Below are 12,570 nucleotides of genomic sequence, written 5' to 3' on the forward strand. Positions count from 1 at the left end.
CAAGAACGGTACGTCCCCGCAGCAATCGGCGACGGCGGCCCGCTCGAAAAACGGCAGATGCACTCACACGGTCGCCAAGAAATTGCGGATCACGTCGTGTCCTACCGCGGTCAGCACCGACTCGGGGTGGAACTGCACGGCCTCGATCGAGTGCTCGCGATGGCGGATTCCCATGACGAGTTCCGTTCCATCGTCGGCCGCCGTGGTCGCCGTCACGTCGAAGCAATCGGGGACGTCACTGGCAACCAGTGAGTGGTATCGCCCACCCTGGAACCCCTGGTCGAGGCCGGCAAAGACGCCCTCGCCGTCGTGATCGATCGAGGCTGCCTTCCCGTGGATCGGTTCCGGCGCGTGGCCGACCGTGCCGCCGTACTCGTAGACCGCAGCCTCCAGGCCGAGACAGACCCCCAGCGTGGGCACCTCGGGACTGACTTCTCGCAACACAGCCGTCGTCACGCCCACGTCGCGGTCGTTCTTGGGATGGCCCGGCCCCGGCGAGATAATAATGGCGTCGGGATCCGCTGCCCGGACGTCTTCGAGCGAAGCCGTGTTCTTCACGACCGTCGTGTCGGCGTGCTCGGACACGTACTCCACGAGGTTGTACGTGAAGGAGTCGAAGTTGTCGACGAACAGCACCTCGAGTTCGTCGGCGTCAGTCGGCGTCGCGGTTCCCGCAGGCGTCGCGGACTCGCTGTGGCGGTCGTCGGAATCGCTGACCGACTCGCTCATCGGGACACCTCCTCGACCGGGGCCTCGCTGTCCACGGACTCGATCCGTTCGAGGGCGTCGATCACGCCGCCCATCTTCTGTTCGGTTTCCTCGTACTCGCTGGCCGGGTCGGAGTCGGCAACGATCCCCGCCCCGGCCTGGACGGTGATGCGATCTTGCATTCGCTTCTCGCCACTTCCGTCGACGGTGTCGACGCCGTGTTCGACCGCCGCCGACCGGATGACGATCGCGAAGTCGGCGTCGCCGTTCCAGGAGAAATAGCCCACACCGCCGCCGTAGATCCCGCGCGGGTCGGGCTCGAGGTCGTCGATGATCTCCATCGCGCGGATCTTCGGCGCACCCGAGAGCGTCCCCGCCGGAAAGGCCGCCCGCGTCGCGTCGAAGGCGTCGCTGTCGTCGGCGAGCGTCCCCGTCACGGTCGACTCGATGTGCTGGACGTGGCTGTACTTCAGGACGTTCATGAACTCCTCGACCCGGACGCTACCGGGCTCGGCCACGCGGCGGACGTCGTTTCGCGCCAGATCGACCAGCATCGTGTGCTCGGCGCGCTCCTTCTCGTCGGCGAGCATCTCGCCCGCGAGCCGGCGGTCCTCGACGGGGCTGTTGCCGCGCGTGGACGTCCCTGCGATCGGGTTCGAGGTGATCAGGTCGCCGCCGACCGAGACCAGCGTCTCCGGGCTCGCGCCGACGATCGTGCGGTCGTCGTACCCCAGCAGGTACATGTACGGCGAGGGGTTGATCGAGCGTAGCGAGTCGTACAGCGCGAGCGGGTCGACATCGCCGTACAGTTCTCGCTTCCGGGAGATGACTCCCTGGTAGATGTCGCCGTCGAGGACGTGCTCCTTGGCGCGTTCGACCGCCTGTTCGTACTCGTCCTGTGGGCCGGCGTCCTCGTGCACCCGGTGGAATCCGCCGGTCTCGGGATCCCCCGCGTCGGCAAGCAGCGACTCGACGCGCTCGACCGCCGCAAGCAACTCGTCGTATCGCGCGCCCGCGTCCTCCTCGGGCCGAACGACCGGCGTGAACACCAGCGAGACCGTGTCCTCGGCGTGGTCGAACACCAGCGTCTTCGTCGCGAGCACGAACTGGGCGTCCGGGAATCGTGAGTCCGGTCGCTCGATTCCTACCTCGTCGAGCCAGAGATCGTAGACGGCCTCGTAGGCCAGAAACCCGACGAGCCCGCCCGAGAGCGTCTGGCGGTCGTGGGTCGGAAAGCCGCGGCGCTCGACGTCGGGCAGGACGGCCCGCAGGTCGTCGAGCACGTCGCCGCCGTTGGTTTCGAGCAGGTCGACGTAGCGGTCGTCGAAGACGTCCAGATCCGTCCCGTCAGATCCGACAGTCGCGACCGCGACGGGATCGTAGCCGACGAACGAATACCGGGCGTGGCGGTCGTCAGTCGATGGCGCGAACGCGCCGTTGGGATCGCTGGAGGCGACCTTCTCGGCACTTTCGAGCAGGAACGCGTACTCGTCGGCGTTGGCGTTCTCGGAGTCACTCTCGCGACCGGTTACCGCCGCGTAGGCCGCGAGCGGATCCACGTCGGCGTCGAGTTCGACGGCGACCCGGATCACGCCCGGTTCGTCGGCGTCGGCCAGGTCCACGAACGCATCGCGGGAGAGCGACGGCTCGCCCGTCATGCGACCACCCGCGGTTCCCCAGCCCGATCGACGAACTGTTCGACGGCGTCGTGATCCTTGACCCCACCGTCGCGCTCGACGCCGCTGGCGGTATCGACACCGAACGGCCGGACGGTCTCGACGGCCTCAGCGACGTTCTCGGGCGTGAGTCCGCCGGCCAGCAGGATCGGGACGTCGAGGCGTTCGACGATTTCTGCCGTCCGGTCCCAGTCGTGGGTTTGACCGGTCCCGCCGCCGCCGGCTTCGTCCAGCGAGTCCACGACGAGTCCGTCGGCCGCGTCGGCGTAGGCGTCTAGTTCGGCGTCGTGGTCGAGTGCGACCAGGATCGGCTGGGAAATTTCCGCCGCGAGTGCCGCCACTTCGTTGGGGTCGAGCGTTCCGTGTATCTGGACGGCGTCCGGCTGAGTTTCCGCGACGAGTTCCCGGGCGTCCTCGACTGTCTCGGGCATCGTGACGAGCACGCCCGAGACGAGCGGCGGCACGGCGTCGAGCAGGTCGGCGGCACGTTCGCGGGAGACCTCGCGGGGCGTGTCAACTGGTACCTCGCTGATCATGCCGACGGCGTCCGCGCCGGCGGCGACGCTCGCCCGCACGTCCGCCTCGCGGGTGTGCCCACAGATCTTCACGCGCGTCATGCGATCACGCCGCGGAGGGAGGCGAATTTCTCGCCGGCCGCCCCCGAGTCGATCGCCTGGCGGGCAACTTCAACGCCGTCTTCCAGCGAGTCGGCTTCGCCCGCGACGTAGATCGCCGCGCCGGCGTTCGCGAGGATGATGTCCCGTTTCGCGCCGTTTTCCTCGCCGCGGACGATCCCGCGGAGGGCCTCGGCGTTCTCCTCAGGTGTCCCGCCCGCCACATCGGCGATGTCGTGGCGGTCGAGTCCCAGGTCACTCGGAGAGAGGGTATACTCCTCGACGGAGTCGCCCTGCACTTCGGCGACGGTCGTCTCGTCGTGGATCGCGATCTCGTCGAGGCCAGCGCCGTGGACGACCAGGGCGTGTTCGACGGGCATGTGCGCGAGCGAGCGCGCGATGAGGGGAACTAGATCGGGGTCGTAGACGCCCAGGACCTGCGCGTCAGCGCCGGCGGGGTTCGTGAGCGGGCCGAGGACGTTGAAGATCGTCCGCATGCCGAGTTCCTTGCGCGGCCCGATGACGGCCTTCATCGCCGGGTGGAAGACGGGCGCGAGCATGAACCCGATGCCCTCGTCCTCGATGGCGTCCGCGACGGCCGGCGGTTCGGCGTCGACCGTGACGCCGACCTCCTCCAGCACGTCGGCGCTGCCCGAGGAGGAGGAGACCGAATAGTTGCCGTGTTTGGCGATCGGGACGCCCGCGCCCGCGGCGACGATCGCGCTCGTCGTCGAGACGTTGATCGTGTCGTAGTCGTCCCCGCCCGTCCCGCAGGTGTCGACCAGCGGGTCGCGATCGGGCTCGATCGTCCGGGCGGCCTCGCGCATCCCCTGGGCGAAGCCCGCGATCTCGGCCTCGGTCTCGCCTTTCGCCCGGAGTGCACTCAGGAGCGCGCCGATCTGGGCCTCCGTCGCGTCCTCGAAGACCGCACTCGATGCTTCTTTGGCCTGTTCGACGGTCAGATCCTCTCCCTCGGTGACGCGTTCGATGTGTGTCTGTAGTGTGGACATTGTTGTACGTATTCGGATTGTAGTGTACAAATCCGTACAACGACTTAAGCGTATCGGGACCGGTGTGGTCGGTCGTCGTCAATCGGTACCGAAACCGATTTTCCCGTGAGTGCCGGACGGATAGATGCGCGAGGGTGGCTGAGCTAGGCCAAAGGCGGCGGGCTTAAGACCCGCTCCCGAAGGGGTCCAGGGGTTCGAATCCCCTCCCTCGCATAGCGAGACGTGAGCGAAGCGAACGTCTCGATTATTACGAACGGCGAGCGAAGCGAGCCGTGAGTACGGTGCGGCGAGCAATTCGCGAGCAGCAAATGTAATAGTGGGATTCGAATCCTGGAAGTCGCAGTCCCGGGAGCGCAGTGAAGCGAGCACCCCGGAACGTCTTCCTCCGGTTCGAATTCCGATCGACGCGTAGTGATACAGAGAACGATTGAAATACGAAATTGAAAGCCCCGGCTCGCTGGAGTCGGGGGCCTTGCTGTGCGCTTCCCTCGCTTCGCTCGGTCCAGTGCTTGCGTCGGCCGCCTTCCTCCAGCGAGCCGCCCCTTTCAGTCCCACCCGAACCGCCCCACCCAGCGGCCGAAACGGGTGGGAATGGAAGGGGACGCCCGCTCGGGGACGGTGGACGAAGAAAGCACCGCAGCGAACAGCGTGAGTGAGGAGCGCAGCGAGTCCCCCGAGCCGAGCGGGCGTGGGCTTCCCACTCTCAAATATTCATTTCTCGTATGAAGTACTAGGCGTCGATCGACGTTCGCAAACGCTTCGCGTTTACTCACTACATAAATTGTACAACTCTAAATATACATTCAAAATTCAATTATTGGAGATAGATTTACCCATATCGACTGTAATAGCTGTTTACTAATGGATGAAAACCTCAGCCGACGGCGATTAATTGCGGTAAGTTGTACCGTGGCTGCAAGCGGAGGGCTCGCGGCGTGCATGGATACGGCGGAGACAGAACCAAGCGGTAACGTAAAATCAGAATCGGATGGCAATGTAACAACTCCGGGTCCATATGATGCCGATTGGGATGACATTGAGTTCATCAACTTCGAGATGGCGTACGAACAGGACGACTCGCTCGACGAGAAGGGATCTCCCTGGGATTCCGCCGACACCGACGGGACCCTCACCATTTCGGCCAAGGCTCGTGAAAATCCGTATGAAAGCAACGTCCACGTTTCCGCGAGCGATGTATTCATTCGAGGGTCGTCGATCACGACTGTGGGCAATGGGAAGTGGTCCGAACAAATCGACGCGAATCCCGAAAATACGGAACGAAAGGGAATAGATGGTGATTCTATCGTCATTGAGGCAAATTCCGACTACGAACTTCAGATCGTATATGACAAACCCAAGGAGAATGGCAGGGTGACGATCAGCGGATGGTCCGGTCCCGATAGTGATTAAGAAACGATGCGAGCGTGCCATCGACGGGCTCGTATGATCTGTTGAATCTACTGTCCCATCGATTCGTACTGTCGTGCACTTGGTGTGCGCAGATTTTGGTTGCGTCTTATTATATAATTATTACAATTCTATTGTGAGATGGGTTCTATGAACGCTCGTAGAGGCCAATCCCCACACCACCAGCCAGGACACACCCCGCGTAGACGACTGTGGGCGAGAGCAGGCCGAGCAGCGGGTTCCAAGCGAGCGGAGCCAGCGGTCGGGCGTCGGCGTACAGCATCGCGTCCAGGACGACGTGGGACCAGGCACCGACGAGCGCCCCGGCGGCGACACTCGATCGGGACCAGCGGATGTCGAGGCCGTATCGTTCGATAGTGGGGCCAGCCAGCTCGTACCCGGCCAGGACGGCGATCGTGACGGCGGCGGCGACGCCGGCACCGCCAGGCAGCGTCGTGAGCGGGCCGTGAATCGGGGGCTCCAGCGGGCCGAAAATGACCAGCACGGCGCGGACGTCGATGACGACGCTCCCGAGACAGAGCGCTGGCAGGTCGAGCCGTCGGGTGGCCAGATTGCCGAGCAGCACCGCGGGACCAAGGTGGAAGGGCGTCAGCGGCACACCGGAGCGTGGTGGCCACGGTTCATATAGCTATGTCGACGGGTTGGTGGCGCGGAACTACCGTTCGTACATTCCGGAATGCGGTGTACTACTTTATCGTACAGCGTGCACGAGTCCCGTCCTGTCGACAGCACCCTGCAATCTCAGGCCCCGCCATCCGTATAGCCGTAGATGTCGGCCCAGTAGACGGTGCCGTCGTACCGGACGAGATATTCGCCGTCGACGTAATCGCTGTCGTTCTCGGCGTCACCGTAGACCGGATCGGCGGCGTCGAATTGCTCAACCAGCCTGGTCCAGGCGTCCGACTCCTGCTCTTGATAGTACGTCCCATCGATCGCATCGCTGACTATCTCCTGTTGTGCCGTGGAGAGATTCGATAGCGTGAACAGATGGGTCGATTCGAGCCTGGTCGCGAGTTCGTCACTGTTGGCTGCCACCTGTTCGGCCTCGTATCGATAGGTGTAGATCGTTTTCGGGGACGGTCCTTCCACGGTGATACGGACCGTTCGATCCTCGAACTCGACCAGTTCGTAGCGGGGCCCGGAAACCAGGACGGACGCCGCCTGCTCGGACTCGTTGTAGACAGCCTGCGTCGCGATGGTCTCGTCGGCGGTGACCGCTGTCGAACCGGGGTCCGGGAGCGCGTGCTGGTCGACCGCCGGGAGATCTCGATACGCGATGCGATCGCCGGTCGTGTTGGTCGGGTCCTTCTCAATTTCCAGCACGAACGTGGGAACCTGCCTGGAGTCGATTGCCGACCAGGAGACGTTGTAGTACGTCCCGTCGACCGCGATCGGACGGTCGGGCGTGAACGGCGGATAGTCATTCGTCACGGTGGGGCCGGAGCCGTTTACGGCACCGACCGCGAGTCGGTGTGCTTCCTCGTCAAGGTCGCTTGTGTCCAGCGTGGCGTGTTCGGCGATCACCGTGGCGTTCGGTGCCGGGTGCATCGAGAGTGACTCCGCGTAGGAGCACCCCGACAGGCCGATCAACAGCAGCACCAGCACGGTGAGGAGGGCTGCGCGGCGTTGCATACGTTGTAGTCACATGATATGGGCATGTGTTTTGTGGTTGGGATGTCGGCCTGCGGCCCGAACTTCGGCGGGGAAACAGGACGGCAACAACTCACGCGACGTTCTTTTTTGTACTCCGGCCCAACGAGCGATCGATGACTGATACGCTACCGCCGGCCGTCGCCGACGCGTTCGACGACCACGGCGCGTTCGAAGCAAGCGAGCAGGGATATCGCGTGACGACGACCGTCTTCGATGCGACGGTGACGGCGACCGAGGTCGAGGGGGTGGGTCACGAATATACGGTGACCGTCCGGACGCCGATGCTCGACGCGGCTGTCGAGGACGAGGTCGTGGGGCCGGCGGTCGAAGAGGGCTGGTTCGAGACCTTTGAACGCCGACTCGAGGACGCGGCCGGGGCCACACGGGCGCGGGTCGACCTCGACGAGCATCGGCTTCGTGTAGACGACAGCCAGGCAGTCGCTTCGTTCGTCTTCTCGTACGGCGACCCGAATCAGGCCGCGGCGATCGCCAAGACGCTCGTCGAGTACGTTGAGGGGACCTACGTCGAAGGGATCGTTCCCGGGTACGACTACCAGCCGCCGGTCGCCGATCTCCTCCAGGCCTCGAAGACGGCCGGCGATAACGAGCGAAGCGGTACCCCGCTGTAGCGGCGGCGACCCACCGGCCCTGTGTGGCCGACCGGTTCAATCCATCGCGAGGTACGTCTGGGTGTCCTCGATACCGTCGATCTCCTGGATCTGTGTGGCGGCAATGTCCTTGACGTCGGCCGGTGCGGCGACATCGACCTTCGCGATGAGGTCGACGTCGCCGGCGACGACGTGCGCGCTCGCCACCCCGTCGATGGCGTCGATGGTGTTCTTGAGTCGATCCGCCTCGCCGGTGTGTGCTTTGACCATAATGTACGCTGTAACCATGTCAGGCACCTCCGAGTGCTTGCTGTGGGGGCTGCTCGCCCACGATCAACTGTCGGACGTCGCCGAGAACGGTGAAATCCGCGAGGACGACCAGTCGATCGCCAGCCTCCAGGGACGCGTCGACGTTCGGCACGTCGACCGGATCGTCCTGCTTGCCGAAGGCCAGTAGCCGCGCGTTGGCCGGCAGTTCGAGTTCACTCAGGCTGTAGCCGTTGACCGGTGCGTCGGCGGTGACGGTAAACTGGATCAACTGGAGATGCTGGGCGATATCGGCGATCGCGACGCTGTTGCCTCCGAGCAGGGCATTCTTGGTCGCGATCGCGCCGAGGCGTTCGGGGTAGACAACCTCGTCGACGGCATCGGCGTACTGTCGGTAGATGTCCTCGCGGTAGTCTTCGTCGATGCGTAACACTGTCCGACACCCGTGTTCGCTGGCGATCAGACAGGTTGCGAAGTTGGCATTGAGATCACCAGTGAGCGCGCCGACAACGTCCGTCGAGTCGAGATCCGCTTGTTCGAGGACCGGTTCGAGCGACCCGTCCCCGTTGATCACCTCGAAGCCCGCGTCCCGTCCCCGGTCGGCCGTCCTGGGATCCGCCTCGACGAGGACGACGTCGTGGCCGCTCTCCCGGAGCGCTCGGGCTGTCCGGAGCCCGACCCGACCGGCACCCACGATAACGAATCGCATATGGTGACTATTCACGTGCGAACGAATAAAGCTATCCTCGCCGGCGAAACCGACGCCGGTTCTGGCTGGCACTGGGAGGGAAAGGTTCATGTCATGGTAATCCGTATCATGGTTACCGATGGTTAGAGCGTTCATCCTGGTGAAGACGGCCGCAGGGACGGCCGAGCAACTACTCGGAGATGCTCGGGCGGCAATCGGTGTCGAGGAGGCCCACGTCGTGGCTGGACAGTACGATCTCGTCGTCGAGGCCGAACGGAACTCCGTCTACGAGATCATGGAGTCGGTGGCCAGCGGTATCCGTGACCTCGACGGCGTCACCGACACCCGGTCGTACATCTGCCTGGAGTAGTGCTACCACCCCGGTCGGGACGGCAAAACGGCGTCGTGACGATGGCTTGCCGGCTGAGAAGTTTCGCCGTCCGGATATCATCTCCAACTGGTTTTTGCGTCCGTATTGTCGAACCGACGCCCGCCGATCGAGCAGGGCTGCCGGAAACGATACCTCGAAGGGGCTGGCCCGTGTGGATGCTGGTATGACTGGCGTGGCCGACGCCATCGGGCTCGCGGTGATCGTCCTTCTCAACACCGCGACCGTGGCGCTTACCACTCGGTTTTTCCGCGTCCGATTGCACACTCGCTGGGGCGCAGCGATCTACGCGGTCCTGTTCGGTATGCTCGCGCTGTTCGTCACGACGCTCGTCCTGGCCGGCTTTCTCGGACTTGGTCCCGATCTTGACAGTCGCATGGCTGTCCTCGGTGTGACCATCGTCGGCCCGCTCACGCTCGGCGTGACGATCGACTACTTCTGGATGCCCGATCCGGCGAACGTCGAGTTGCCCGAACCCACGGATCGGTCCTGATCGAACCGTTTGTCGGGGAATGCTCCTCCGAGACGCTCGCTTCGTACTGTCTCTAGGCAGGCTTCTGATTACCCGCCACCAGCTTCACTTTCACTCCGGTGTTAACGAGGCTTTATATGCCAGGGCGGGTAAACCGACTGGTATGGCAGCAACAGAAGATCTCGAAGATCTGCCGGGCGTGGGTCCGGCGACTGCGGAGAAGCTCACCGAGAACGGATTCGACTCCTATCAGGGCATCGCCGTCGCGAGCCCCGGCGAGTTGAGCAACACCGCCGACATCGGCGAGTCCAGCGCGGCGGACATCATCCAGGCCGCCCGCGAGGCCGCCGACATCGGTGGATTCGAAAGCGGGGCCGAGGTGCTCGAACGCCGCGAACAGATCGGCAAGCTCACCTGGGGCGTCGAGGAGGTCGACGAGTTGCTCGGCGGCGGCGTCGAGACCCAGTCGATCACCGAGGTCTACGGCGAGTTCGGGGCGGGCAAGTCCCAGGTCACCCACCAGCTGGCGGTCAACGTCCAGCTCCCGGCCGAGCACGGCGGGCTCGAGGGTAGTTCGATCTTCATCGACAGCGAGGACACGTTCCGCCCCGAGCGTATCGAGCAGATGGTCGAAGGGCTTGACGACGACGTGATCGAGGATACGATGGTGCTCCACGGCGTCGCCGAGGAGGGCGAGGCCGATGCGACCGACGACGCTCTCTTCGATGACCTCGTCGAGTCGATGCTGGACAAGATACACGTCGCGAAAGCGTTCAACTCCAACCACCAGATCCTGCTGGCCGAGAAGGCCCAGGAGCTCGCCAGTGAGGGCCAAGACGAGGAGTTCCCCGTTCGGTTGCTCTGTGTGGACTCGCTGACCGCGCACTTCCGGGCGGAGTACGTCGGCCGTGGCGAACTCGCCGACCGCCAGCAGAAGCTCAACAAGCACCTCCACGACCTGATGCGGGTCGGCGACCTCAACAACACCGCCGTCGTCGTCACCAACCAGGTCGCGGCCAATCCCGATTCCTTTTTCGGTGACCCGACCCAGCCCATCGGCGGGAACATTCTGGGACACACCTCGACGTTCCGACTGTACCTCCGGAAATCGAAGGGCGACAAGCGGATCGTCCGGCTGGTCGACGCGCCGAACCTGCCCGACGGCGAGGGCGTCATGCGCGTCGAAGGTGGCGGCCTGATGGCGGAGTAAGGTCTCAGGCGGTCGAGGGCGTGTCCCCGCCGAATCGACAGTGCGAGATACTTAACTGAACGCGGCCGCTATATGGCGCATATGCAACACGTGAAGATTCCGCAGGACCGGATCGGTGTGGTGATCGGCGAGGGTGGTGAGACGATGCGGGAGATCGAACAGGAAGCTGAAGTTCGACTCGACATCGATAGCGAGACCGGCGCGGTCGCCGTCGAGTCCGTCGGCGACCCCGTGACGGGACTGAAAGGCCCGGACATCGTCAAGGCGATCGGTCGCGGTTTCTCGCCCGATGACGCCCTCCGGTTGCTCGATGACGATATGATGATGTTCGATATGATCGACATCGATGCAGTCGCGCGTAACCCGAACGATCTCAAGCGTCTCAAAGGCCGGCTCATCGGTGAGGACGGCCGCACCCGTGAGTTGATGGAGGACCTTACCGGGGCCGCGGTCGCAATCTACGGGTCGACGCTGTCGATCATCGGCGGCCCAGAGCAGGTCGACGCCGTCCGGGAGGCAGCCGAAATGATCCTCGACGGTGCGCCCCACGGGTCGGTCTACTCGTTCCTCGAACGCCGCCACAACGAGATGAAACACCAGGGCCTGGAGTACCACCAGTTCACCGGTTGATCTTGACGGAACCAAGAAGCTGCTCCCGGATCAAGCAGTTTCCACCTGCTAGACGGCCGCTTGGACCGCCTAGTCGATTTGTCTCAATTTGGGAAGGGAGGTCGTGACCGCCGTAACATATTTCGTCTCACTGAACAGTGTGGCTAGTGACGGATTCCATGGGGGAGACAGTTGACGATCACGACCGGGACGATGAGGTGGGGGATCGCGCCGAGCGCGTCGTCGATCGGTTCCGACAATTGCGGGAGGACGACCGAAAGCGCCGGACGCACGCCGAGGCGGGCGTCGTGCTGGACCAGTTCGACGCGGTCGAGCAACGACTGCTCGCGTTCGGCCGGGCACTCGGGGGCGATCCCGACGATGTCGCGGACCTCCCGTTCACCGAGGAGGCGGGCCGGGACGGAATGCCCGAACCGCTGTACGTCCGCCACGACCGCACGCTGCTCAATCAGGTGACCAGTTGGTTGCTCCAGCGCCAGCACATCGGCCTCGTCAGCGAGTACGGCACCGGTAAGACAGCCTTCCGGGAGATCCTCAAGCGGGACCTGGGGGACCGTGATGACTTTCTGGTCGCCCACGTCGACAATCCACAACAGACGACCGCCCGAGGACTCTACGAGAGGGTGCTCCGGGTGGCTGCCGAGGCGGGCATCGAGATCGATCCCGACAACTACTGGCAGATCCGCGACGGGATTCCGTGGGCGACGGCCGAAACGAAACAGGCCGTCAAAGAGGTCGCCGAGCAGGCCCGGGCCGAGGACGTGACGATACTGCTGATCATCGACGAGATCGAGGATCTGCCCGAGGATCTGCTTTCGGCGATCCAGATCGCGGGCGACGCTGGTGTCCGATTGTTCCTCAGCGGGACGCCCACCGGCCGGGATCGGCTCGGGGACGTCAAAGCCACGCTCGATTCACGACTCCGATATTACGAAGGGATCGACCCCTTCGAAGTCGAGGACATCGCCGAGTACATCGCTCGATCGCTCTCGTACTTCCGGGGAGAGGACTACGACGGGGAGTCGCCCGATCTCTTCGAACCCGCGGCGATCGTGGACATTCATGATCGGACCGGAGGAAACCCACGCGAGGTTCGCTTGGAGTGTCGGGAACTGTTCACGCGTGCGGCGTTCGTCTGGTACCGCTCCGGACAGGACATCGAACGGATTCACATCACTCCCGAACTCCGCCACCGACGTTTCGGAATGAACCAGTAAT

15 protein-coding genes and 1 tRNA gene are annotated in these 12,570 nt (G+C 63.9%); 8 read left to right on the top strand and 8 right to left on the bottom strand.

Annotation, left to right across the window (positions count from 1 at the left end; genetic code table 11):
- Positions 1 to 63 precede the first annotated feature (63 nt).
- From trpG to trpD, 4 genes are read right to left on the bottom strand one after another with little or no spacing between them, the layout of a single operon-like run.
- Positions 64 to 729, bottom strand: a complete 666-nt coding sequence (gene trpG / locus HBNXHr_RS01660; protein ID WP_275882907.1) for an anthranilate synthase component II — start codon at positions 727 to 729, stop codon at positions 64 to 66.
- Positions 726 to 2,366: an anthranilate synthase component I gene (gene trpE / locus HBNXHr_RS01665; protein WP_275882908.1), complete on the bottom strand. Its 1,641-nt coding sequence runs from the start codon at positions 2,364 to 2,366 to the stop codon at positions 726 to 728. The genes trpG and trpE overlap by 4 nt, the downstream gene beginning before the upstream one ends.
- The gene (locus HBNXHr_RS01670; RefSeq protein WP_275882909.1) at positions 2,363 to 3,001 is read right to left on the bottom strand and encodes a phosphoribosylanthranilate isomerase; all 639 of its coding nucleotides are present in this window, start codon (positions 2,999 to 3,001) and stop codon (positions 2,363 to 2,365) included. The genes trpE and HBNXHr_RS01670 overlap by 4 nt, the downstream gene beginning before the upstream one ends.
- Positions 2,998 to 4,008: an anthranilate phosphoribosyltransferase gene (gene trpD, locus HBNXHr_RS01675; protein WP_275882910.1), complete on the bottom strand. Its 1,011-nt coding sequence runs from the start codon at positions 4,006 to 4,008 to the stop codon at positions 2,998 to 3,000. The genes HBNXHr_RS01670 and trpD overlap by 4 nt, the downstream gene beginning before the upstream one ends.
- Before the next feature lie 128 nt (positions 4,009 to 4,136).
- On the opposite strand from trpD, the gene HBNXHr_RS01680 reads away from it, so the two are divergent.
- Both HBNXHr_RS01680 and HBNXHr_RS01685 read left to right on the top strand, forming a co-directional pair.
- A tRNA-Leu gene (locus HBNXHr_RS01680) sits at positions 4,137 to 4,221 on the top strand.
- A 726-nt stretch (positions 4,222 to 4,947) separates the two neighbouring features.
- Positions 4,948 to 5,418, top strand: a complete 471-nt coding sequence (locus HBNXHr_RS01685) for a hypothetical protein (RefSeq protein WP_275882911.1) — start codon at positions 4,948 to 4,950, stop codon at positions 5,416 to 5,418.
- 145 nt (positions 5,419 to 5,563) lie between these two features.
- Here the strand turns inward: HBNXHr_RS01685 and HBNXHr_RS01690 are convergent, their stop codons facing one another.
- Both HBNXHr_RS01690 and HBNXHr_RS01695 read right to left on the bottom strand, forming a co-directional pair.
- The gene (locus HBNXHr_RS01690; RefSeq protein WP_275882912.1) at positions 5,564 to 6,034 is read right to left on the bottom strand and encodes a hypothetical protein; all 471 of its coding nucleotides are present in this window, start codon (positions 6,032 to 6,034) and stop codon (positions 5,564 to 5,566) included.
- Between the two features lie 143 nt (positions 6,035 to 6,177).
- On the bottom strand, positions 6,178 to 7,068 hold the full coding sequence (locus HBNXHr_RS01695) for a hypothetical protein (RefSeq protein WP_275882913.1): 891 nt from the start codon (positions 7,066 to 7,068) through the stop codon (positions 6,178 to 6,180).
- 134 nt (positions 7,069 to 7,202) lie between these two features.
- Between HBNXHr_RS01695 and HBNXHr_RS01700 the strand changes: the two genes are divergently transcribed.
- Positions 7,203 to 7,718 carry a DUF5813 family protein gene (locus HBNXHr_RS01700; protein WP_275882914.1) on the top strand — a complete coding sequence of 172 codons (516 nt, stop codon included), beginning with the start codon at positions 7,203 to 7,205 and terminating at the stop codon, positions 7,716 to 7,718.
- 36 nt (positions 7,719 to 7,754) lie between these two features.
- Here the strand turns inward: HBNXHr_RS01700 and HBNXHr_RS01705 are convergent, their stop codons facing one another.
- Together HBNXHr_RS01705 and HBNXHr_RS01710 are read right to left on the bottom strand one after the other, a co-directional pair.
- Complete coding sequence (locus HBNXHr_RS01705; RefSeq protein ID WP_275738950.1) at positions 7,755 to 7,985, bottom strand: Lrp/AsnC ligand binding domain-containing protein; 231 nt, start codon at positions 7,983 to 7,985, stop codon at positions 7,755 to 7,757.
- 1 nt (position 7,986) lies between these two features.
- Entirely contained in the window at positions 7,987 to 8,673 is a 687-nt protein-coding gene (locus HBNXHr_RS01710; RefSeq protein ID WP_275738951.1) for a TrkA family potassium uptake protein, read from the bottom strand.
- 118 nt (positions 8,674 to 8,791) lie between these two features.
- Here HBNXHr_RS01710 and HBNXHr_RS01715 point away from each other — a divergent pair, with 118 nt between their 5' ends.
- The 5 genes from HBNXHr_RS01715 to HBNXHr_RS01735 all read left to right on the top strand — a co-directional run bounded on the left by HBNXHr_RS01715 (position 8,792) and on the right by HBNXHr_RS01735 (position 12,569).
- Positions 8,792 to 9,022 (top strand): Lrp/AsnC ligand binding domain-containing protein, encoded by a 231-nt coding sequence (locus HBNXHr_RS01715; protein WP_275882915.1) that lies wholly within the window; start codon positions 8,792 to 8,794, stop codon positions 9,020 to 9,022.
- A 184-nt stretch (positions 9,023 to 9,206) separates the two neighbouring features.
- Entirely contained in the window at positions 9,207 to 9,533 is a 327-nt protein-coding gene (locus HBNXHr_RS01720) for a hypothetical protein (RefSeq protein WP_275738953.1), read from the top strand.
- 142 nt (positions 9,534 to 9,675) lie between these two features.
- Complete coding sequence (gene radA, locus HBNXHr_RS01725) at positions 9,676 to 10,722, top strand: DNA repair and recombination protein RadA (RefSeq protein WP_275882916.1); 1,047 nt, start codon at positions 9,676 to 9,678, stop codon at positions 10,720 to 10,722.
- 81 nt (positions 10,723 to 10,803) lie between these two features.
- Positions 10,804 to 11,352: a KH domain-containing protein gene (locus HBNXHr_RS01730; RefSeq protein WP_275738955.1), complete on the top strand. Its 549-nt coding sequence runs from the start codon at positions 10,804 to 10,806 to the stop codon at positions 11,350 to 11,352.
- Between the two features lie 158 nt (positions 11,353 to 11,510).
- Positions 11,511 to 12,569 carry an ATP-binding protein gene (locus HBNXHr_RS01735; RefSeq protein ID WP_275882917.1) on the top strand — a complete coding sequence of 353 codons (1,059 nt, stop codon included), beginning with the start codon at positions 11,511 to 11,513 and terminating at the stop codon, positions 12,567 to 12,569.
- Position 12,570 lies beyond the last annotated feature (1 nt).

Origin of the sequence: Halorhabdus sp. BNX81 (assembly GCF_029229925.1) — an archaeon.
Lineage (GTDB): Archaea > Halobacteriota > Halobacteria > Halobacteriales > Haloarculaceae > Halorhabdus.